General features: G+C 36.2%; 19 protein-coding genes. 7 read left to right on the forward strand and 12 right to left on the reverse strand.

Annotation, left to right across the window (positions count from 1 at the left end):
* Positions 1–7 precede the first annotated feature (7 nt).
* On the forward strand, positions 8–1,210 hold the full coding sequence (locus RNZ47_RS01460) for a glycoside hydrolase family 18 protein (protein ID WP_311935395.1): 1,203 nt from the start codon (positions 8–10) through the stop codon (positions 1,208–1,210).
* Positions 1,211–1,288: 78 nt separating this feature from the next.
* Here the strand turns inward: RNZ47_RS01460 and RNZ47_RS01465 are convergent, their stop codons facing one another.
* From RNZ47_RS01465 to RNZ47_RS01475, 3 genes are all read right to left on the reverse strand, one after another.
* The gene (locus RNZ47_RS01465; protein ID WP_311935396.1) at positions 1,289–1,621 is read right to left on the reverse strand and encodes a 2Fe-2S iron-sulfur cluster-binding family protein; all 333 of its coding nucleotides are present in this window, start codon (positions 1,619–1,621) and stop codon (positions 1,289–1,291) included.
* Positions 1,622–1,700: 79 nt separating this feature from the next.
* Positions 1,701–1,946: a NifU family protein gene (locus tag RNZ47_RS01470; RefSeq protein WP_311935398.1), complete on the reverse strand. Its 246-nt coding sequence runs from the start codon at positions 1,944–1,946 to the stop codon at positions 1,701–1,703.
* Between the two features lie 3 nt (positions 1,947–1,949).
* Positions 1,950–3,086, reverse strand: coding sequence for an Mrp/NBP35 family ATP-binding protein (locus RNZ47_RS01475; protein WP_311935400.1), 1,137 nt, complete (start codon positions 3,084–3,086; stop codon positions 1,950–1,952).
* A 220-nt stretch (positions 3,087–3,306) separates the two neighbouring features.
* On the opposite strand from RNZ47_RS01475, the gene RNZ47_RS01480 reads away from it, so the two are divergent.
* Positions 3,307–4,629, forward strand: a complete 1,323-nt coding sequence (locus RNZ47_RS01480) for a Fic family protein (RefSeq protein WP_311935402.1) — start codon at positions 3,307–3,309, stop codon at positions 4,627–4,629.
* A gap of 52 nt (positions 4,630–4,681) precedes the next feature.
* On the opposite strand, the gene RNZ47_RS01485 is transcribed toward RNZ47_RS01480, so the two are convergent.
* The 4 genes from RNZ47_RS01485 to RNZ47_RS01500 form a co-directional block, all read right to left on the reverse strand.
* Positions 4,682–5,011: an MGMT family protein gene (locus RNZ47_RS01485; protein ID WP_311935404.1), complete on the reverse strand. Its 330-nt coding sequence runs from the start codon at positions 5,009–5,011 to the stop codon at positions 4,682–4,684.
* Positions 5,012–5,013: 2 nt separating this feature from the next.
* Positions 5,014–5,643, reverse strand: a complete 630-nt coding sequence (locus RNZ47_RS01490) for a LysE family transporter (protein ID WP_311935406.1) — start codon at positions 5,641–5,643, stop codon at positions 5,014–5,016.
* Positions 5,643–6,320 carry a tRNA (guanosine(46)-N7)-methyltransferase TrmB gene (gene trmB / locus RNZ47_RS01495; RefSeq protein ID WP_311935408.1) on the reverse strand — a complete coding sequence of 226 codons (678 nt, stop codon included), beginning with the start codon at positions 6,318–6,320 and terminating at the stop codon, positions 5,643–5,645. Before trmB ends, RNZ47_RS01490 begins: the two co-directional genes overlap by 1 nt.
* A 239-nt stretch (positions 6,321–6,559) precedes the next feature.
* Complete coding sequence (locus RNZ47_RS01500; RefSeq protein ID WP_311935410.1) at positions 6,560–7,900, reverse strand: deoxyguanosinetriphosphate triphosphohydrolase; 1,341 nt, start codon at positions 7,898–7,900, stop codon at positions 6,560–6,562.
* A 159-nt stretch (positions 7,901–8,059) separates the two neighbouring features.
* Between RNZ47_RS01500 and RNZ47_RS01505 the strand changes: the two genes are divergently transcribed.
* Positions 8,060–10,903: a TonB-dependent receptor gene (locus RNZ47_RS01505; RefSeq protein WP_311935412.1), complete on the forward strand. Its 2,844-nt coding sequence runs from the start codon at positions 8,060–8,062 to the stop codon at positions 10,901–10,903.
* Positions 10,904–10,945: 42 nt separating this feature from the next.
* A complete protein-coding gene (locus RNZ47_RS01510; RefSeq protein ID WP_311935414.1) occupies positions 10,946–12,154 on the forward strand; it encodes a beta-helix domain-containing protein in 1,209 nt (402 codons plus the stop codon).
* A gap of 132 nt (positions 12,155–12,286) precedes the next feature.
* On the opposite strand, the gene RNZ47_RS01515 is transcribed toward RNZ47_RS01510, so the two are convergent.
* Positions 12,287–12,610: a toxin-antitoxin system YwqK family antitoxin gene (locus tag RNZ47_RS01515; RefSeq protein WP_311935416.1), complete on the reverse strand. Its 324-nt coding sequence runs from the start codon at positions 12,608–12,610 to the stop codon at positions 12,287–12,289.
* A 397-nt stretch (positions 12,611–13,007) separates the two neighbouring features.
* On the opposite strand from RNZ47_RS01515, the gene RNZ47_RS01520 reads away from it, so the two are divergent.
* Positions 13,008–14,204 (forward strand): porin, encoded by a 1,197-nt coding sequence (locus RNZ47_RS01520; protein WP_311935418.1) that lies wholly within the window; start codon positions 13,008–13,010, stop codon positions 14,202–14,204.
* Positions 14,205–14,273: 69 nt separating this feature from the next.
* Positions 14,274–16,637, forward strand: a complete 2,364-nt coding sequence (locus tag RNZ47_RS01525; RefSeq protein ID WP_311935420.1) for an inorganic phosphate transporter — start codon at positions 14,274–14,276, stop codon at positions 16,635–16,637.
* A gap of 181 nt (positions 16,638–16,818) precedes the next feature.
* Here RNZ47_RS01525 and RNZ47_RS01530 read toward each other — a convergent pair whose 3' ends face one another.
* Entirely contained in the window at positions 16,819–18,588 is a 1,770-nt protein-coding gene (locus tag RNZ47_RS01530) for a Na/Pi cotransporter family protein (protein ID WP_311935422.1), read from the reverse strand.
* 267 nt (positions 18,589–18,855) lie between these two features.
* Between RNZ47_RS01530 and RNZ47_RS01535 the strand changes: the two genes are divergently transcribed.
* Complete coding sequence (locus tag RNZ47_RS01535; RefSeq protein WP_311935425.1) at positions 18,856–19,575, forward strand: DUF6503 family protein; 720 nt, start codon at positions 18,856–18,858, stop codon at positions 19,573–19,575.
* A 6-nt stretch (positions 19,576–19,581) separates the two neighbouring features.
* Here the strand turns inward: RNZ47_RS01535 and RNZ47_RS01540 are convergent, their stop codons facing one another.
* From RNZ47_RS01540 to RNZ47_RS01550, 3 genes are all read right to left on the reverse strand, one after another.
* Positions 19,582–20,019: a nucleoside deaminase gene (locus tag RNZ47_RS01540; RefSeq protein WP_311935427.1), complete on the reverse strand. Its 438-nt coding sequence runs from the start codon at positions 20,017–20,019 to the stop codon at positions 19,582–19,584.
* Between the two features lie 15 nt (positions 20,020–20,034).
* Complete coding sequence (locus RNZ47_RS01545) at positions 20,035–20,562, reverse strand: RDD family protein (protein ID WP_311935429.1); 528 nt, start codon at positions 20,560–20,562, stop codon at positions 20,035–20,037.
* 112 nt (positions 20,563–20,674) lie between these two features.
* Positions 20,675–22,468: a ribonucleoside-diphosphate reductase subunit alpha gene (locus RNZ47_RS01550; protein ID WP_311935430.1), complete on the reverse strand. Its 1,794-nt coding sequence runs from the start codon at positions 22,466–22,468 to the stop codon at positions 20,675–20,677.
* Position 22,469: the final 1 nt, after the last annotated feature.

Consider the following 22,469-nt stretch of genomic DNA (forward strand, 5'->3'; position numbering starts at 1 on the left):
TAAAGCTATGAATTTATTAAAATATGGTCTCGTCTTTATTTTTTCACTAATCACTTTTTCTCTAAATACCAACTCCGTTTTAGATGAAAACCAAACCGAAAAAACCATTGCTGTAATGGCATATTATGTTCCCGAAAAAGATTACAACCCTGAAAATTTACCATTAAATCAGCTCACCCACATTATTTTTTCGTTCACTAAGGTGATTGATAACGAGATGAAATTTAACAACGATTCGTATGGCAAAAAACTGCATCAATTAGTAGAGCAAAGAAAAAATCATCCCAACCTTAAAGTGATGATTGCTTGTGGCGGCTGGGGTTCTAAAGGATTTTCGGATATGGCACATACCCCGGAAAACAGGCGTAAATTTGTGGAAAGCGTTGTTCGTTTTAATAAAAAATATAGTTTAGATGGTTTAGATATAGATTGGGAATACCCTGGAATTCCTGCCGCCAACACTAAAGCACGACCGGAAGACAAGCAAAATTTTACACTTTTAATGAAAGAACTCCGGGAAGCATTAAATACTTTAGACAGAACACAAACCCTAACCTTTGCATCGGCGGGTTGGAAACGGTATTACGATAATATTGAGCTTGTTGAAGTTATGAAACATGTTGATTTTATGAATATCATGACTTACGATCAAGTTAGTGGAAACGCCCCATTTACAGGGCATCACACTCCATTGGGCTGGATTAAAACGGAACACTTAAAAGATTCTTTAGTTTCAGATTTTTATGAAGAAATGAAAAAAAGAAGTACTAAATATAATACGGAATACGAGCCGAATTCAACCGAAATGATAGTTGATTATTGTATTTCAGAAGGCGTAAAGCGCGAGCAAATTGTAATTGGTGCGGCTTTTTACGGTAAAGCTTGGAAAGGCGTTGCTTCAATTAACAATGGACTGTATCAAGCCAATAAAGGAGCCTATGCTACCATTGTTTACAAAGATATTAGAGAAAAATACGAAAGCGACAAAAATTATAAAAGGCATTGGGATGCTGTGGCCAAAGCACCATATTTATTCAATGCGACTGATAGCATTTTTATTACTTTTGATGATACGGTATCGGTAAAACTTAAAACAAAATATGCCAAAAAAGAAAAATTAGGTGGTATTATGTTTTGGCAGCTTGGGCAGGACGTAAAAGAAAAAAACAGTCTTTTAAATGCTATTTATAAGGCCAGTGAATTGCCCTAAGAATAAGCCAACGCTATATTTATAAAGAATGAGATTAAAAAACCTTGAAATAATGAAATCTCTACTATCGGGTAAAAATTAACTCTCCGGAGCCAGCTCCACGACCAACCCTTCCATGTCTGGTGTCATTTGTATTTGGCACCCCAAACGGCTATTGTCTTTAACATCAAAAGCTTCAGAAAGCATCGCTTCCTCATCATCTGACATTTCGGGAAGCTCATGTTCTGAAATAACATAACATTGGCAGGACGCGCACATAGCCATACCACCACAAACACCAATGGTGCCTTCTGGTGCAAGCTCGTAAGACCTAACCACTTCCATAAGGTTCATGGCCATATCGGTTGGGGCAACAACCTCGTGCGTAACGCCATCTCTATCTGTTATTTTTATATTTATGTCCTGTTCCATGATGTAATTTCAATACCATAGGGCATGTTTATAAAGCATCCCCTATTTTAACTTTTTAATAAATTTTTATGAAAATTGATTAGGCTTCAACATTTATAACCTGCTTAATTTGTGGCGCATGTTTTTTAATAGTCATTTCTACACCAGATTTAAGTGTCATTTGATTTACACTACAGCCCACACAAGCACCTTGCAACTGAACCTTAACCAAGGTGTTGTCTTCTTCGATGGACAACAACGAAATATCGCCACCATCGCTTTGCAAAAACGGACGAATCTCCTCCAGTGCTTTTTCTACATTTAACTTAAGTTCTTCTGATGTCATAACCTATTTTTTAACTGCTGAACATCCAGCCATTGTTGTAATTTTTATAGCCTCGGTTGGTGGCAAATCGTCATTTCGCCTTACCACTTCTTGAACTACATTTTGAGTTAACTTTTCAAAAGCTTGCTCTAATGGGGTTGCCGTTTGTAAAGCTGCTGGACGACCAACATCGCCTGCTTCCCGAATACTTTGTACCAAAGGCAATTCGCCTAAAAATGGCACCTTTAAATCTTCTGAAAGATGTTTGGCTCCTTCTTTTCCGAAAATATAATATTTGTTATCCGGTAGTTCAGCTGGCGTAAAGTAAGCCATATTTTCAATAATACCTAAAACCGGCACATTTATGCTTTCCTGTTGAAACATGGCCACACCTTTTTTAGCATCGGCCAAGGCTACATTTTGCGGCGTACTAACTACAACTGCACCAGTGATTGGTAGCGATTGCATGATACTTAAATGAATATCTCCGGTTCCCGGTGGTAAATCAATTAGCATAAAATCGAGTTCGCCCCAATGCGCATCAAAAATCATTTGATTTAACGCTTTCGCCGCCATTGGCCCGCGCCAAACAACTGCTTGGTCGGGTTTGGTAAAAAAGCCAATCGACAATACTTTGACACCGTAATTCTCAACAGGTTTCATTTTAGATTTTCCATTAATATTCACTGCCAAAGGACGTTCTGCTTCAACATCAAACATAATAGGAATTGATGGCCCGTAAATATCGGCATCCAATACCCCAACTTTAAAGCCCATTTTGGCTAAAGTCACCGCTAAATTTGCCGTAACGGTAGATTTTCCAACGCCTCCTTTTCCGGAAGCAATGGCTATAATATTTCTTAAACCAGGCACCGCAGCACCTTTTATAACGTTCGCTTTTGGTTTTACGGGCACATCCACTTTTACGTTTACGGTAATTTTAGCTTTTTCGTAAACTTTTTCGTGAATGGTTTTTAGGATATCGACCTCAACACGTTTTTTGGCCTGCAAACTCGGGTTTGCAATGGTAATGTCTACGATAACTTCATCACCAAAAGTGATGACGTTTTTTACGGCTTTGCTCTCCACCATATTCATGCCTTCACCAGGAACGGTAATGGATTCGAGCGCTTTTAATATATCTTGTTTGTTTAATTTCACAGCTTTCAATTTAGATTTATTCTAAAGTACAAATATACAGTGAATTGTTTAGATTTTAAAGCGGTTTTATTGAAATGATTTTTGTGTTATTTGGGTGTGTTTATACGAGACGCAATTTGTGATTATTTGTAAATTTTTGAAAAATTAGGAAATAATTATATATTTTGTATATTTGATAATATTTGTAAATTTTACAGAAATTAGGAAATATTAGTTAATTATGATTGAGAAAGCACCAGATTTTAAAATAGATTCAGAAACAATACTAAAGCAAGGATTTTTAAATATTCCTCGAAGTTTAAATACTGAAGTTTTTAGTAAAATTGAAAATGAATATTTGTATTGGGATAAAATTAAATATTTAAAATACAACCACATAACTCCAGAACAAGTTTGGGAAAATTTAAAAACTAAAAGATACCTCAACTTAAAAAGTATTACACTTAAATCAAAAAAACTAAATGAAACTATATGGTTAAATTATAATATTAATCAATTTCTAACTCAAAAACTACATTATTTAGACACGAATTTCGGTGCAGGTTTACAAAAAGAAAAACTGCTTTCAGATTTAGATAAACAAAGCTATCTCAATAATGCTTTAATGGAAGAATCCATTTTTTCTTCTATGATTGAAGGCGCAACGACCACGCGGGTTAAGGCTAAAGACATGTTACGTAAAAATAAAAAGCCTAAAAACAAATCTGAGCAAATGATATTGAATAACTATAAAACCATTCAATATATAAGCGAATATCAAGATGATAATATTTCTATTGAAAAATTATATGATATTCATCGTTTAGTTACCGAAAACACTTTAGAAGCTGAAAACGTTGGCGTTTTTAGAAACACCAACGAAGTTCATGTGATGAATGAAATAACTGGAGAAATTGTTCATACGCCGCCAAAATTTGAAGAACTTGATGCTTTGATGCAATCGTTTTGTGAATTTTTTAATAACAACCCAAAAGAAGATTTTATTCATCCCATTGTAAAGGCGAGTATTCTACATTTTTTAATGGGTTACATTCACCCATTTGTTGATGGCAACGGAAGAACAGCGCGTGCTATTTTTTATTGGTATTTATTAAAAAACGGCTATTGGTTAACGGAATATTTATCTATTTCAAGAGTGATTATGAAAACCAAAACACAATATGAAAAAGCCTATTTATATACAGAAATTGATGATATGGATGTCACCTATTTTATTCATTATCAAGTAAAAGTATTAATGCGCGCTTTTGAGGAATTAAAAACTTACGTCGCTAAGAAAAAGAAAGAGCAATCGAAACTTTCAAAATATTTAAAACTAGATGGTATAAACGAGCGACAAGCCATTATTCTTCAAAAAATTGAAGATGACAACAATCGTTTTTTTACTGTAAAAGAAATTGAAAACACCTTTAACATTACCAATCAAACTGCCAGAACCGATATTGAAGAATTGGTTGCTCGTGAATTTTTAAAGAAAATAGCGATTAATAAAAAGACCTTTAATTATTGGAAAGGCGATAAATTTGATACCACATTTTTATGATGGGATTCCGAAATACTGAAACAAGTTAAGTACAAGCAAATACAGAATGATGCTAAAGTTCCTTTGCAGGATCCCAAAAAACAGATTCAAAATCTTGGATTTGGTTGTCAACAACCTCAATGTCTTCGCTCTCCAGAAGTTGCTGCATGAGGTTGGTGCCATCAAAATGATGTTTTCCCGTTAACAAGCCTTTACGGTTTACAACACGGTGCGCCGGCACATCTTTACCATGCGAACCATTCATGGCATAACCCACCATTCGCGCACTTTTTGCTGCACCCAAATAATTCGCTATGGCTCCGTAGCTGGTTACTTTTCCGTAGGGAATCAATCGAGCGACTTCGTAAACTTTATCGAAGAAATTTAAAGTTTCTGGTTTCATCACTACAACTCTTTTATGATATTTATTAGCGTTACTATGGAAATTACCCCAGTTATACCTCCAATAATAAGATTCATGCTTTTTTGAGAGGTAACAGACTTTTCCTTTATTTTATCGAAAAAGAAAATATACATATACAGCATTACAAAGGTTCCCGTGGTGGCGCCGGCAACGTACGAAATAATACTTATTTTATCAAAATCCAACCAGCCAACCGATGCCAAAGTAATGGTCATATACGCTTGATACGGAATTGGAAACACATTGATTGCCGACAAAAACACCCCGTGAAAAAAACGACTGTGCTTGCTTCTTATTTTGGGCGATGCTTGTTTTTTGGGTTGTGTTTTGGCAATAAACAGATAATACACGGTTATAAGAACAAAAATAACAAATGCAACCCGTTGCAACACATCGATAACTTCGGGGTGGTTACTTAAATACCGTGCAAAAATAGCGGCGATATAAGTTTGGGCCGTAACAATAACGCAAACCCCGATGGAAAACACAATACCTCTGGAGTGCCCTTCTTTTAGGCTTATTTTAGCGGCTGTCATATTTAACAACCCTGGCGGAATTACGCCAACCAACGCTATAATTAACCCTAAAAAAAAGATAAAAGTAATATCCACTAACCGTTAATTTTAAACCTAATATACGTAATTGGTTTGTTTTGCTCTAAATATTGCGATTCGTAAAAAGTTTGAATGCTTGTTACCTCCTCTGGACTGCCTTCTTGTTTGTAAACATTATGGTTTGCGTAAAGCACTTCGTGCCCAGCGCCATGCAATAAACCAAGGGTGTAACCGTGCATGAATTCGCTATCGGTTTTTAGGTTTACCACGCCTTCTGGTTTTAATATTTGCTTGTAGCGCTTTAAAAACTCGGTGTTGGTCATGCGGTGTTTGGTGCGCTTGTATTTTATTTGCGGATCGGGGAAGGTTATCCAAATTTCGTCCACTTCGTTTTCGGCAAAGGCATAATCTATAAGTTCGATTTGCGTGCGAAGAAAGGCAACATTATCTATTTTTTCTTCAATGGCCGTTTTTGCGCCTCTCCAAAAACGCGCACCTTTTATATCGATGCCAATAAAGTTTTTGTTGGGATATTTTTGGGCCAAAGCGACGCTATATTCGCCTTTTCCGCAACCTAATTCTAAAATTAATGGATTATCGTTTTTAAAGACTGTTGTTCTCCAATTTCCTTTTAAATTGAAATTTGAATTAACCAATTCGTCCCGTTTGGGTTGGAAAACATTTTTGAAGGTTTCGTTTTCTTTAAAGCGTTTAAGTTTGTTTTTACTTCCCACAGGTAATTTACTATTTCTTATTACTATTAATTATTTTGACAAAATTAAGCAAATATACGAGAGCGCTCATGCTTATATTACACATTAGCAAAAAAGCGCGTTAGGGATTGAACGGTTAGACTGCGCTTACCGCAGGCTAAATGTTTGAAATCCCCGACGCAGTAGGGATTGAGTAGTGAAAGCCCGACCACTTGCCCTGAGCGCAATCGAAGGGTTGTGGTAACGCCCAAATTATGGGCTTAAAATTCTATACCTTTAATTTTTTTATAATCGAGAATGGCTTTGCTATCCGAAAGCAGCGACACGTGATAGCATACGCCCATTAAGCGATGGTACAAACTGGATGTATTGGTTTTAATGGTTTTTTGCAGGCCTTTTAAAATGAGGGTATCGTAATTGGAGGCGGTGTTGTGAAACGTGTTGTTTACGGCGGTTGTATAGGTGTTTAGCAAGGTGTTTATGACGCCGTAACCCGCGATTTCCTTATCGATAACCTCGGTGGATTGGTATATGTTTTCGATGCTGATTTTTATGATATCCTTAATTTGCGCATCGTATTTGCTTTTGTCTAACAAACCACTATTAAAATCGCCACTCAAAATGGTTTCTTCGTGCGCCATAAAAATATCGACAGCTTCGTTTATAAGGCTTCCTATGGCCAAGGCACGCAGATATCCGATGCGGTCTTCTTTGGTTGAAAGCGCATAATAGTTTTCTGGTTTTATATTATCCCTAATGATTTTTGAAAGGTATTCCAGCGCGAATTCTTCTTGAATGAGCCCGAGGTTTATACCGTCTTCAAAATCGATTATGGTATAGCAAATATCGTCGGCGGCCTCTACTAAAAATGCCAATGGATGCCGCGAATAGCTGATGTGCTTGTCGCTTCTTTTTAATAATCCGAGTTCTTTGGCAACATCATTAAACGCTTCTTTTTCACTTTGAAAAAAGCCGTATTTTTTATCGGCAATATGTTGGGTTGGTTTTTTGGGCAACGACTCTTTTGGGTATTTTATAAACGCCCCCAATGTGGCATAGCTTAGTCGCAAGCCGCCGTTGCGTCCTGCGCGGTCTTCGGTTAAAATTTTAAAGCCGTTCGCATTGCCTTCAAAATCGCATAAATCCTGATATTCTTTTTCGGTTAGTTGGTCTTTATATTTTTGGCCTTCGCCTGTTTTAAAATACTCGCCAATGGCTTTTTCGCCGGAGTGGCCAAAGGGCGGATTGCCAATATCGTGCGCCAAAGCTGCTGCGGCAACAATGGCGCCAAAATCGTTAGCTTGATACCCGTGAACGCTTTGCAAATGCGGATGCTTTTTCAGCAGTTTTTGCCCCACGCGCCTGCCTAAAGAACGCCCCACAACGCTAACTTCTAAACTGTGTGTTAATCGGGTGTGCACAAAATCGGTTTTGGACAATGGAATAACCTGGGTTTTGTCTTGTAGGCTTCTGAATTCTGATGAAAAAATAATACGATCGTAATCCACTTCAAACCCCAAACGTGTCTCGTCTTGTTCTTTTCGTATGCGTTTATTGGTGTCGCCAGAGCGTTTTAAAGATAGTAGTTGTTCCCAGTTCATGTTGCATTTTTAAGAGCAAGCAAGATAAGTAAATTCGATAAAAACAAACCTAAAATCTGGTAACATTAGCATAACATTTTCATCACGGTTGTTTAATTCTTACTTAACACCGCCTTTACATTGACAACCTTTCTTTGCAGCATCAAACTAAAAAAAATAATGAAACATATAGTACTATTATTTACACTACTTACTGCAACATTTTCACACACCCAAAACACCGGTTCAGTGGCCGGAAAAATAACCGATAAGGAGTTTAATAATGAGCCCTTGGCGTTTGCCAATGTTTTAATAAAAGGTACGACTACGGGAACAACATCAGACTTTGATGGTTTATATGCTTTTGAAAATTTAGAAACCGGAAGTTACACTTTAGTTTTTAGTTTTGTGGGTTACAAAACACAAGAGATTAGTGTTGACATTGTAGCTGGTAAAAAGACAGAATTAAATGTAATTATGGCTGCAAGTGCAGCTTCTTTAGACGAAGTCATTATTACCACAACTACAAAACGAGAAAGCGAAACAGCACTACTCTTAGAGCAAAAAAAAGCCGTTGAAATTAAACAAAGTATTGGTTTTGAAGAGTTATCGAGAAAAGGTATTGGTAATGCCGCCGCTGCAGTTTCTAAAATTTCTGGTGTATCAAAACAAGAAGGCTCCAGTAATGTTTATGTGCGTGGTTTAGGAGATAGATATTTGAATACCACAATGAATGGGTTGTCTTTACCATCCAACGATGTTAGCAAAAAGAATATTGATTTAGATTTATTCTCTTCTGATATCATTGAGAACGTATCGATTAGCAAAGCGTATTCTTCAAAATTCTATAGTGATTTTGCTGCAGGAAATGTAGATATTTCCTCAAAAGATTATAAAGGCTCAGGTTTCTTTGACTTTGGAATCGGCTCCGAAATTAACACCAATGCAATCGGTAAAGATTTTGTAAGGAGCGAAGGGGCAGGTCATTTTGGGTTTTATAACCGATATGCGCATAACCCTTTTGCCGTTATTTTATCTCACGGATTCGACCCTGTTGATGCTGGCATGCCAATAAACACAAGTGTTAATAGTGCCTTTGGAAAATCATTCAATTTTGAAAACGGATCAAAACTTAGTTTTTACGCTACTGGTTCGTTTGAAAACGATTACCAGTACAGAAAAGGCTCTTCAATAGATTACACCAATGTTGAGAAAAAAGCCTTTGAGCAATCTGAAGAGTTTGAATACGGCACCACCACGACAGCCATGGCATCTATCATTTATAGAATGGATACGAGCAACATCCTTAAATTTAACGCTTTATTTGTAAACAGTTCGTCAGACAAAATAGGCTACTTTGGTATTGATGGTAAAGGTAGAAATCGAGATGCTATAGCCAATACAGACGAAGGGTTTTATCAGCAGAATATTCAATTTAATGAAAATCTTATTTATGTTAATCAACTTTTAGGAACTCATAAATTTGATAAGATTGAATTAGATTGGGGCTTTGGTCACAACTATGTTGCTGCGCATGAACCAGATAGAAAACGTTTAAATTTTGAAAACTATCAATATGCTTGGGACAATGACCCTAATACTCAACCTATTTTTTATAGTAATGTAGATTTTGATAATCAGCGTTATTTCCAAAACATCGAAGATGAAGAGTTAAACGGTCGTTTAAACTTAGCTTACAAACCCTCTGAAAACATTAAAATTAATGTTGGTTATAATGCGCGAACTAAAGAACGTCGTTTTGACAATATTAGATATGGCTATGATATTATTGATAACAGCGGAATTGAAAACGTTAATAATTTAAATAGCTTTTTCACTTTAGATAACTTAAATCTAAATGATAATCAAGGCACTTACGAGATTAAAGTAATAAAACCATATCCAAATCTTAGTAATACAAACAGACCGGGTTTATCTGAAAACACCTATAAAGGTAAACTAGATATTTACGCGGGTTACTTAAATGCTGAGATTAATCTAAATGAAAAATGGCTAATTATTCCAGGGGTTAGGGTAGAATCTTTTAAGCAATACATTGAGTACGATGTTATTAATTTAGGTGTAAATGGCAACGATAATATTGAAGCTTCAGATGTATTGTATTTGCCGAGTTTAAGTGCAAAATATGCTATAACCGAAGATCAAAATTTACGTTTTTCGGCAAGTCAAACCATTTCTCTTCCAGAATTTAAAGAAGTGGCGCCTTTTGTTTATGAAAGTGTATCGCAGCGTATCGGTGGAAATCCAGATCTGTTGGGACAAAAAGCAGGAGATTCATATACTAATGTAAAAGATGTATCGTACTCAAAAATTTTAAATGTCGATTTAAAATATGAATGGTTTGTAACAACATCAGAATTAATCTCACTCGGTGCATTCTACAAACAAATTGAAGATCCAATTAATCAAGTTGTAGCGTTTGACGCTACAGGAACACAACGTTTTTTCAGAACGGGTGAAAAAGCTCAAATCTATGGCATCGAAGCAGAGATTAGAAAAAACATCATTACTAACGAAGATGACAAAGCAGAACTATCTATGGGGCTAAATGCCACGTATATGTATACTGAACAAGATTTGTATCAAGACATCGTTGGCAGCAATTTTAATGTAAGTTTTGTAAATGACAAAGAGGCATTACAAGGCGCTTCGCCATTAATTATCAATGCAGATATTAACTATTCACCAACATCTTTTGAACACTACAAACCCAACGCAACCTTATCATTCTCTTATTTTTCAGATAGAATTGATGCTTTAGGATCTGGTCATTTAGGAAATGTTATTGAAAAAGGGATTCCAACTTTAGATTTTATTCTAAAAAATAAAATAGGCAAAACGTTTGAAATCAATGTCGACGCAAAAAACCTTTTAAATCCAAGTATAAAATATATTAGAGAAACAACCCAAGGCGCTATAGTGGTAACATCCCCTAACGGAAAAGATGTTTCAAACTATAAAAAAGGAATGAACATTGGACTCCAATTAAAATATAAATTTTAAAACCATTAATTAAAGAACGAATAAAAATTAAACTTAGAAATGATGAAAAACAATTTAGTATTAGGATTAGCAACCATAGCATTGCTTTTTAACTCGTGTGCTACAGACGACACAGCCGATATTTACATCACGGATAACAGCGTTATTCATAACAATGGCGGTGGAAACACTGGTAGCAATGATGAAGAAATCGCCATTGGTGCCGCGGAATATTCTTCAGACTTAACATTGGAAGCCAATAGAACCTACACCATTAGTGGTCCAGTAATAATGGCTGAAGGCACTACACTGACTATAAACGAAGGTGTAACAATTAAAGCCATTGCAACGGGTGCCGATGTTTACATTGCAATTTCCCAAGGCGCCAAAATTATAGCTAATGGTTCAGCCGAAAAACCTATTGTAATGACCTCTGGAAATTCAAATCCGGCGGCTGGACAATGGGGCGGTTTAATAGTACTAGGAAAAGCACCTATTAACTCTGTTACCGGCAGTGCAACATCAACGTCAGAAATTGGAAGTTTGCCTTACGGCGGAACAGATTCGGCCGATAATTCAGGTGTTTTACGTTATGTACGTGTTGAATATTCGGGCGGAGCCGCTGATGGCTCTTCAGAAAACAACGGATTCTCTTTTTATGGTGTTGGCGCAGGAACAACAATTGAATATATTCAAGCTTACGAAGGAGCTGATGACGGGATAGAGTTTTTCGGCGGAACAGCAGAAGTGTCTTATGCCGTTGTAATTAATTGTCAAGATGATTCAATTGATTGGACTGAAGGGTTTACGGGGTCTATTACAAATGCTTACATTAAACACGGAGCAGACCATGATAAAGGGTTTGAATGCGATGGCTACAACACTGACATTGGGAATCTTTCTAATCCTAAATTTTGGTCTAAACCCACCGTAACCAATGCCACAATTGTTGGTTTGGGTTCGTCAAAAGGAAACGAAGCCATTAGGTTAAGAGCTGGTACCCAAGGAATTTTTAACAATATTCTAATTGAAGGCTTTGCCGAGGGGTTCGACCTTGATGGCGATGCGGGTGCCAATAGCGACAATCCCACTGGAACCGGAGTTATTAACGGTGATTTACATGTTACAAACATTACCTTTATCGATGTAACCACAAAAACCAAAAATGATACTGGCGATACTTTTTCTGAAACAGATTTCATCTCAGGTGAAGGTCAGGGAACAGGGACGGACTATGCAACATGGGGCGCAAACTGGACGGTAGGAAACTAACTCAATATGTTGTCTGATCTTTTCATTACACTTGTGTTTTAGTGTATCAGTAGTTCAAGACCAGACATTAAAATAATAAAAAAGCATCCTAAAAATTAGGATGCTTTTTTATTATTCACTTTGCCATATAAACTATAACGAAGCGACGTTGTTTTCATAATTGACTTCTTTTTTAATTCCGTCAATCCAATAAATCCATTTGCCGACTTTTTTACCATTATCATAATTTGCAGAAACGATTTTTTCACCTGCTGTGTTAAAGCTTAACCACTCACCTTGTAATTTACCATCTACTGTGTAAGACCCTTTCTGGCTTACAACACCATTGTCATGATAATAAACAACATCAATTAAGTTTGTGTCTTTGTTAAGTTTTAAATCTCTCTTTTGCTTTTCTTGAGCAATAGATACCACAGTAATTAAAAAGGTGAAAAGCAATAAAATTGATTTCTTCATAATTATGGGTTTAACATTATATCTCAAATATACAAATTAGGTAACATTAAAACAACCTTCGCTTAACATTATGATAACATTAAAACAGTAACTCTCTGTTTTTTATCGTTTTATAGTTATTTTTTACATAAAGATTTAACATTGGAAAGTTTAATAATTACTTAATACTAAGATTACATAAACCTCAACTTAAACCAAGATATTTGCTAGGTCTTAAGACCAAACAATTAGTATTTCATATAATCTATTAGTTTTTGTCGACTACATTATTATGATTTCTAATGAGACTGCCTTAGGCCAGGGCAGTCTTTTTTTTATTTAAAAACTTAATCTTTAGGAAACATTAAGTTAACATTAGTTTCAGTTCTTTGCGGCGACAAAAACTAAAAACATTATAATGAAACTTAAGATTATTTGTGCGGTCATTTGCTATTTTGCAATAGTGGCATCACATTCTCAAGACGTTACATCTCCGAAATTTGGTAAAGGTCTTTTTAACTTAGTTGGTCAAGATAGCAGTTGGACCATGAAAATAGGTGCCAGAATGCAATTTCTGGCTATTTCAACCTGGGAAGATAGGCAAAATAACGAATCGAATTTTTTAGTACGTCGTGCCCGTTTAAAATTTGACGGTTACGCATTTACACCCAAACTAGAATATAAATTAGAGTTAGGTTTATCCAATCGGGATATTTCCGGTGCTTCGCCGTTTACAAGCAATGCGCCTCGGTATATTATTGATGCAGTGATGAAATGGCATTTTGCACCAAGTTTCGAGCTTTGGTTTGGTCAAGCTAAACTTCCGGGGAATAGGGAGCGTGTCATTTCATCGGCCAGTCTTCAACAAGTAGATCGCTCGCTTTTAAATAGCCGTTTTAATATTGATAGAGATTTAGGCTTACAGTTACGACATCATTTTTATTTATCTGATTCTTTTGTTGTAAAAGAGATATTTTCTATAGCACAAGGCGAAGGAAGAAATATTACCACAGGAAATTTAGGCGGCCATCAATACACTGGTCGTATTGAATTATTACCCTTTGGAAATTTTGCAAGTAAAGGCGACTATGTTGGTGCTGACTTAAAAAGGGAACAAAGCCCAAAATTAGCTTTTGGAGTAAGTTACGACCATAATAACAATGCGGTTAAAACCAGAAGCAATCAAGGCTCTTATATGACTATTGATGGTGATACGGATTTTTACCAAACCAACATCAACACCCTTTTCATTGATGCGATGTTTAAATACCAAGGTTTTTCATTCATGGCAGAATATGCCGATAGGGACGCCAAAGACCCATTGGCAAAAAACTCTGATGGCACCTTAACCGGCGATGAAGTGCAGGTTGGTAAAGGCCTAAACCTTCAAACAGGAGTTTTATGTAAAAACAACTGGGAAATTTCTGGACGCTATACCACGATAACATTAGACCAAAATATTACGGGGAAAAATCCAGAAAACCAATACACCGTGGGTGTTTCAAAATACATTGTTGGACACAATTTAAAAGTTCAAACCGATATCAGTCATTTAGAAGTTCAAGGCGGTAATAACGAATTGATGTGGCGATTACAATTCGATATTCATTTTTAAAACATAACAATTCGATAACATTATAACACAAAAGTCTAAAGATATTTGCAATCAATTTTAATCTAAATTATGGAAAATATATACTTATATATGATTATTGCCCTAGCCTTTTTAGCCATTGCTGATTTGGTTGTAGGAGTAAGTAATGATGCGGTAAATTTTTTAAATTCTGCCATTGGCTCTAAAGCTATTTCTTTTAAAACCATTATGATTGTTGCCAGTATTGGTGTTGCCGTTGGAGCCGTATTTTCAAGCGGAATGATGGAAGTGGCGAGAAAAGGGATATTTAACCCGGGAGAATTTATGTTTGATGAGATCATGATTATTTTCATGGCAGTAATGATAACAGACATCCTATTGTTAGATTTTTTCAATTCTGTTGGGATGCCCACCTCGACTACTGTTTCTATTGTATTTGAGTTATTGGGGGCAGCTGTTGCCATGGCTTTAATTAAAATTGGTGCCGATGGTGGTAATTTTAGTGATGTCATCAATTACATAAACACATCAAAAGCCTCCCAGATTATATTCGGAATCCTGCTCTCGGTCGTCGTTGCCTTTACTATTGGAGCCGTGGTTCAATGGGTGGCAAGGGTATTACTATCTTATAATTTTGAAAAGAAAGCGGCTTGGGTTGGCGCTTTATTTGGTGGTTTAGCCTTAACGGCTATTACCTACTTCATTTTTATGAAAGGGTTAAAAGGCACCTCCTATGCTAAAGAATCATTTGATATTCTTGGTGGCGAAACCATGAATAATTTTTTAGAAAGCCAAGTACTATTTATCACTTTAGTGAGTCTCGTTTTCTGGTCGCTCTTAGCCTATGCATTAATACATTATTTTAAGACTAATGTTTACAAACTCATTATTATTGTAGGCACCTTTGCATTGGCATTGGCCTTTGCCGGCAACGACTTAGTAAACTTTATTGGTGTGCCAATCGCAGCGTACAATGCCTACGAAGCATGGAGCGCTTCGTTTTTAAGTTCAGGAACTTTGGCCACAGACTTTTCTATGGAAATACTGGCTGAAAAAGTACCCACAAACAATTGGCTATTATTTGGGGCAGGTATGATTATGGTATTAACTCTATGGTTTTCTACCAAGGCTAAAAATGTTGTAAAAACCTCTTTGGATTTATCCAGCCAAGGTGAAACAAAAGAACGTTTTCAACCTAATTTTTTATCGCGCGGATTTGTACGATCGGCTATGTTAATGTCTCAAATGTCAGAATACATTCTACCTAAACCTTGGCAGGATAAAATAGAAAAACAATTTGAAGCTCCCGTAGCAAAGGTATCAAAAGACAAAGCCAAGGAGCTCCCAGCTTTCGATTTAGTGAGAGCCGCCGTTAACTTAATGGTAGCTGCGGTATTAATCTCTATTGCAACATCGTACAAACTGCCGTTATCTACAACCTATGTAACATTTATGGTGGCTATGGGTACCTCTTTAGCAGATCGCGCTTGGGGCGCAGAAAGTGCCGTATATCGGGTAGCTGGTGTAATCAACGTTATTGGCGGTTGGTTCTTCACTGCATTTAGCGCTTTTACTGCAGCTGCTTTGGTAGCTTACTTATTAAACTTAAACATAAAAGTTATGTTCCCTATTTTATTATTGGTAGCCATAGCTTTGCTGATAAGAAGCACAGTGGCACACAATAAAAAATCTAATGAAGTAAAGGCCGAGGACAGCCTGAAAAAAACAGGGAGCAGATCGGTACAAGGTGTTATTCACGAAAGTGCCGGCAATATTGCCAATGTTGTAAAACGCGGAAACAGGATTTACAGCAATGCCGTAAAAGGTTTGGCCAAACAGGATTTAACACTACTTAAAAAGAATAAAAAACAAGTTGATAAACTAACGGCCGAAGTTGATGAGTTGAGGGATAACATATTCTATTTTATTAAAAATTTAGATGAAACCAGTTTACGTGCAAGTAGTTTTTATATTAACATTTTAGGCTATTTACAAGATATGACACAATCGTTGGAATACATATCAAAAGTGAGCCATAAACACATTAACAACAACCATAAGAAACTTAAATTTAGCCAAATTAAAGAACTTAAAGATGTTGACAACACCCTTGAAACCTTGTTTAACGATACCAAAGCGGCTTTCGATTCGCACTCATTCGAGCAAATAGGCGAAATTATTAAACGTAAAAAAGAGGTGTACGACTTGGTAACCGATAAAATCGCAAAGCAAGTCTCTAGAACAAGAACAGAGGAATCTAGCCCAAAAAACACAACGTTATATTTTAGTTTATTATTGGAAACCAAGGATTTGTTAACGGCTACCATGAATCTTTTAGATGAATACTACAACTCGCATGATGCCTCTGTAAAACCAGCCACTATTAGTGTGGTAGATGACGTTTTGCAAGTTGGGAGTAAATCTGACAAAGACAAAAAGAAAAAGGACAACTAAACCTTAATATAGCTAGTCTGAAAAGAATCATTGAATAAAGCATGTCGCATTGAAATTCCTAAAGCCAAATGAATTTTGGTTTCGGGAACTTTAATGTTACTCAGTGAAGCAGCTTAAGTTGCGAGCATCTAGGTTTTTGAGGGCATTCAGAAGAACAAAAACGGCATCTTTTATACAGGTTTTATTCCGTTTTATTCTCCAAAAGCGTGTCCTTTTTACCATATAACAATTCGGCAATTTCAATGAGCTTGTCTATTATATCGTTTACATTGGCATAATCGTTAAAAAGCGACGACGCCATTTTAGCCGTAATTAAATCCTCTCTAATCAATCGATCAATAGAGGTGTTACTTTGCCTTATATTTGCTTTGGCTTCTTTTCTTAATTGCTTAAGTTTTCGAGCGTATTCTGCGTGATCTGTTTCCGTTCTAAACAAATAGATAACCCTCAACACTTTGGTTAGTTTTTTTCTAAAGCCATCGTATTCATTTTGCAGTTGTTTGTTGTTTGATGCCGACGCCATGGTGATATTTTTGTTCAGCTCCTTGACGCTTTTTATAATTTCAACCATCTTTCTGTTCGCTATTTTTATATCAGAAACCACCTTGATTTGTCTTTTGTTTAGTTTTAAATCACTTTGTGCCGTGGTGGCATACCTAATTATTTCGCTGTAAATGGTTTTTACTTTGGTATAGTACAACCCTTCCACATCTGTTTTAAAATCTATATCGGATTTTTTTACAATCTTCTTTATTTTTTCATTGGATTTTATGTCTTCTCTATGAATATTTAATGCGTGCGCCACAATTTCGAAAATGCTGTTTTTATAAAGATATCTCGATTCGTTAATTAATGCTGAAATAGCCGTTCCCGGAAATTTCAATACAGCGGAGTTTAAATATTTTGGTTCATCAACATCTTTGTCCTTATCCGGTTTTTCCTTTACAACCCGTTGCAATAAACCTTCAAGTTTTTTAATAAAAGGAATCATTACCAGCACGCCCACAACATTAAAAATAGTATGAAACAACGCTAGTTTTAAAGTGTAATTGGTGTCTGCTATTTGTAAAACTTCAGACAAATTATTAACCAATCGGGCCAACGGAAATATAAATACAATGGCTATTAACCCTGTTGTAATATTGAAAACAAAATGCGCTCCGGCCAATCTTCTGCCAGCCGTATTTGAGCCCAACGACCCCAAAACGGCCGTAATGGTTGTACCCACATTTGCGCCAATGGCCAAGGCCAGGGCGTTTTCATACTCTATCTGTCCCGCCGCAAGCGCCGTTAAAATTAAAGCCAAAGTGGCGCTGCTAGATTGTAAAATGGTAGTGATAACAATTCCCAATCCGGTATAAATAAACACGCCTAAAAACCCGGAAACAGCAAATTGGGACAAATCGAAGTAGGTTTTAAAAACATCAAAACCTTCTTTCATGTAATGAATTCCCAAAAAGAAAAAGCCCAAACCCGCTAAAACATTTCCAACCCCTTTTAAAGCTGTTCTTTTTTGAAATGCAAAAATAATTCCGAAAACCAACATGGGCATTGCCAAGGTAGACACCTTGATTTTCAACCCAAAACCTGCCACTAACCACGCCGTGGCCGTAGTGCCGATATTGGAGCCAAAAATCAGTCCTATACCGCCTGCTAAAGTGATTAACTCTGCACTGACAAACGAAATGGTAATTACCGATACCAACGAGCTGGATTGGATTAAACCCGTAACCAAAGCACCGGTAGTAATGCTTTTATAAAGCTTGTTTGTTGCTTTTTTTAGTATACTTTGAAGCGGGCCTTTGGTAAAAACCCTAAAGCCTTCTTCCAGCATAATCATCCCGAAAAGCAAAATGGCTACACCAGCAGAAATAGTTTTAAAATTGGGATTAAAAAACAGAAGAATCGCTATGATAATTAAAAGCACAACAAATATTGTTTTTCTAATCATAGCGCTAACTTATTATAGTTTTTATCAGAAATAAAGCGTCTTGAAATTAGGTGTAATCCAGAAAATCGCATTGATCGTACAGCATGTAAAATCGTATAAATTTGGTGTTTCATAATTTAGTTTATAGACCACACTTGTAATGATTTTGTTAAATTAATCGATTCTAAATTTAAAACCAAAAAAAGGAGGTTTAAGTGTTTCCTTATTTTAAATGAAAATCATTTTACGGAAACCATCAAAAAAAGCTTGTATTTTAGCATAAAAAACATGAAGACTTTATTTACTACTTCGCTTTTTTTGTTATTCGGTATAATGTCTTTTGGCCAACAAATTAAAGGTTCGGAATTACTTGATAAAGCCATTAAATACCACGACCCGCAACACAAATGGGAAACATTTAATGGTACGTTTCATGTCACCATGGAAACGCCCAATAGTTCAAATAGAAACTCAAAAATTAGTATCAATTTACCCGAAGAGCACTTCTATTTAAAAGCAAAAAAAGACACGGTAGTAACCGAGTACGATGTAAAAAAAGAGGCATGTACCAATACCTTAAACGGCAACACCGATTTATCGAACCAGGTTTTAAAAGCTCATAATTTAAGTTGTGAACGCGCCTATTTATATAAAAACTACTACACTTATTTATACGGTTTGCCCATGAAACTTAAAGATGAAGGCACGATAATTAACGACGTGGTTGAGCAAAAATCATTCAAAGGAAAAGCCTATTTAGTAATACAGGTAACCTATGATGTTTCCGTTGGAAAAGATGTTTGGCATTTTTATTTCAACCCTAAAACATACGCCATGGAAGTATATCAATTTTATAAAACCGACGATAAAGGGTCTATTAAAAAAGACAGCGGAGAATATATTTTATTGACTGATGAAGAAATTGTTAACGGTATAAAAATGCCGAAAACCCGAGCTTGGTTTTACAATAAAGATGATGCGTATTTGGGTACCGATATTTTAAACTAAAACAAGTTATTCACCAATATCTTCGTTCCACAATTCCGGATGGGCAGAAATGAAAGATTCCATCAAGTCGATACATATTTTATTATTTACAACATCTACTTGAACACCACGGGATTTCAATAAGGCTTCGTCGCCCGAAAAGGTTTTATTTTCACCAATAACAACTTTTGGAATACCGTATAGCAAAATCGCCCCAGAGCACATCGAACAAGGTGATAGTGTGGTATACAAAGTACAGGCTTTATAAACGCTCGCAGGCTGTCGTCCGGCATTTTCAAAAGCATCCATTTCGCCGTGTAAAACCACACTTCCGTTTTGCACACGCTTATTGTGCCCTCTACCAATTATTTCGCCTTTATAAACAATAACCGATCCAATAGGTATACCGCCTTGAAGCCGTCCCTTTTTTGCTTCTTCAATGGCTGTTTCTAAAAATTTATCCATAAGTAAAATTTAAACTTATTCAGTTTCTTGCGCTACTCCAATTTGATCTAGCTCATTGAAGGTTTTCTTTTTAGCTTCAAACTTATCAATGTTTACCACAAAGGTTTTAGAAATTGTATCGTGCCAACCTCTGCTTTGTGACCCTAAAAAAGATAAGGCTTCAAAAGGTATCATTCTTGAAAAACTACGTTTTAAATAGTCTGATGCCGTTGGTTTAGTACCATCTGCTAAAACAACTTTTGTTTTTGTAATATACTTTCCTATACTTCTTCCTTTGGTTAGCATTTCTATTGAAAAATATACAAATGCCAAAACAATGGCTGTTATCAATCTGTCCAATAATGGATTTAAATTTTCCATATAAAAAATAAGGTTGTCTGCTGGCGTTGTATCCGTAGCAAAAGAATAGAACAAATAAAATGCTCCGAAAACAACGATCCAAAACACCAATATTATGGCCAATAAATCTACAATGTAATTTGCAAAACGATTTCCTTTTGTTGCATATAAATCTGGGGTAACTTTAAAATTTTGATTTGTCATAAATAGGTGGTTAAGTTGAAAACCTAAAAATAACATTTTTTTACAAATGGTAAGCAAACAAAAAACCACCCCAATTGAGGTGGCATTTTGTACACTTAAAATTAATTATAAATTAACCTTCGCAACTTGTGCATTCTTTCTTTTGCTTAAACTTCTGCGCCGCATTCATACTATGTTGGTAATACAGCGATTTTACTCCCAATTTCCAAGCTGTAACATATAGTTTGTTAATGTCTTTAACCGGCATATCTGGGTGTACCATAATATTTAAGGATTGCCCTTGGTCTATATGGTTTTGCCTATTTGCCGCTTGGTAAATAATGGTCATTTGATCGATTTCGGAATAGGTTTTAAACACGTCCTTTTCATGGTCTGTGAGCTCTTCTAAATGCTGTACAGAACCATCGTAATCGCGAATGCTTTTCCAAATGTCGCTTGTATTTAATCCCTTTTCTTCTAAAAGATCGACTAAAAACGGGTTTTTAATTGTGGTTTTAATTTTGGCAATATCCTTTACATAACTGTTAGACCAAATGGGTTCGATACCTTGGGACACTTGCCCTAAAATAAATGCTGAAGAGGTTGTTGGTGCCACGGCATTTAATGTTGTGTTTCGTCTTCCGTAACCTTTTAATACTTCGGGCTCTCCAAATAATTTGGCTAATTCTTCAGATGCTTTTTTAGATTTTTCACCAATGGTTTTAAATATTTCACTATTCAAATTAAAAGCTTCCTGACTATCAAAAGCCAACATTTTAGATTGTAATAAAGAGTGCCATCCTAAAGCGCCCATACCTAAAGCCCTGTTTTCCTTGGCAAAATTATAGGCCTTTTCCATAAAGAGGAATGTTTGCTGGTCGTCGCGATTTGTAGAATCTCTATATACTTCCAATTTGGTAACAAACTCCTCTAAAACGGCATCTAAAAAGTACACCATGGTTTCAACGGCATCGGTATCTTTCCATTTATCGTAATGCAATAAATTTATTGAAGAAAGCACACATACAAAAGACCATCTGTCGTTTGTTGGCAACATGATTTCTGAGCATAAATTACTAGCGTAGATTTCATGCTTTTTGTCTTGGTATACATCTGGCGCCGCATTGTTGGCATTGTCTTTAAAGAAAATATAAGGATACCCTATTTCGCCTCGGCGTTGCAATACCTTTGCCCAAATGGCTCTTTTATCGGCATCGCCATCAATCATTTCTTCCATCCATTGGTTTCCAACGGTAACACCATGTGTTAATTCTTGAATGGGGTTTCCTTCTGTACCAATTTCCAAGAACTCATGAATATCCTGATGCTCTATGGGTAAATATGGCGAAAAACGACCGCGTCGCACAGAACCTTGACTTACAACATCTACCATTTTTTCAAACAACTGCATGATGTGCACCGCTCCTGAAGATTCACCATTGTTTTTTACAGGCGCACCTCTATGCCGTAGTTTACCAAAATACCCGGAAGTTCCGCCACCTAACTTAGACATCATGCCAACTTCGGATTGGGTGTACAGAATATCTCCCATATCGTCTGATATGTGCGAACCAAAACAACTAATGGGCAAACCTCTTTTTTTACCAAAGTTAGACCAAACCGGTGAAGCTAGCGAATAATAACCTTCTGCCATATACCCATAAAACTTATCGGCAAATCCATCAATTTTTAAGATTTCTTCGGCTCTTAGCGCAATTTCCTTAATGCGCTCTTCGGGTGTTGTGTCGTCAGTTAAGTAACCTGATGCTAAAAATTTACGACTGTTTTCTGTTAACCATTTTATTTCCGGTTTCTTACTAGCTTCTTTTATTGCTTCGGTTCTGGCATTAATTAATTCGTTGAATTTTGAAGGCGCTGCTTCTTGATGTAAATTTTCTGCTGTAGTTTTGTTGGTGTAGTTGCTCATT

The sequence above is a fragment of the Hwangdonia seohaensis genome, from assembly GCF_031932625.1.
Classification (GTDB): domain Bacteria; phylum Bacteroidota; class Bacteroidia; order Flavobacteriales; family Flavobacteriaceae; genus Hwangdonia; species Hwangdonia seohaensis.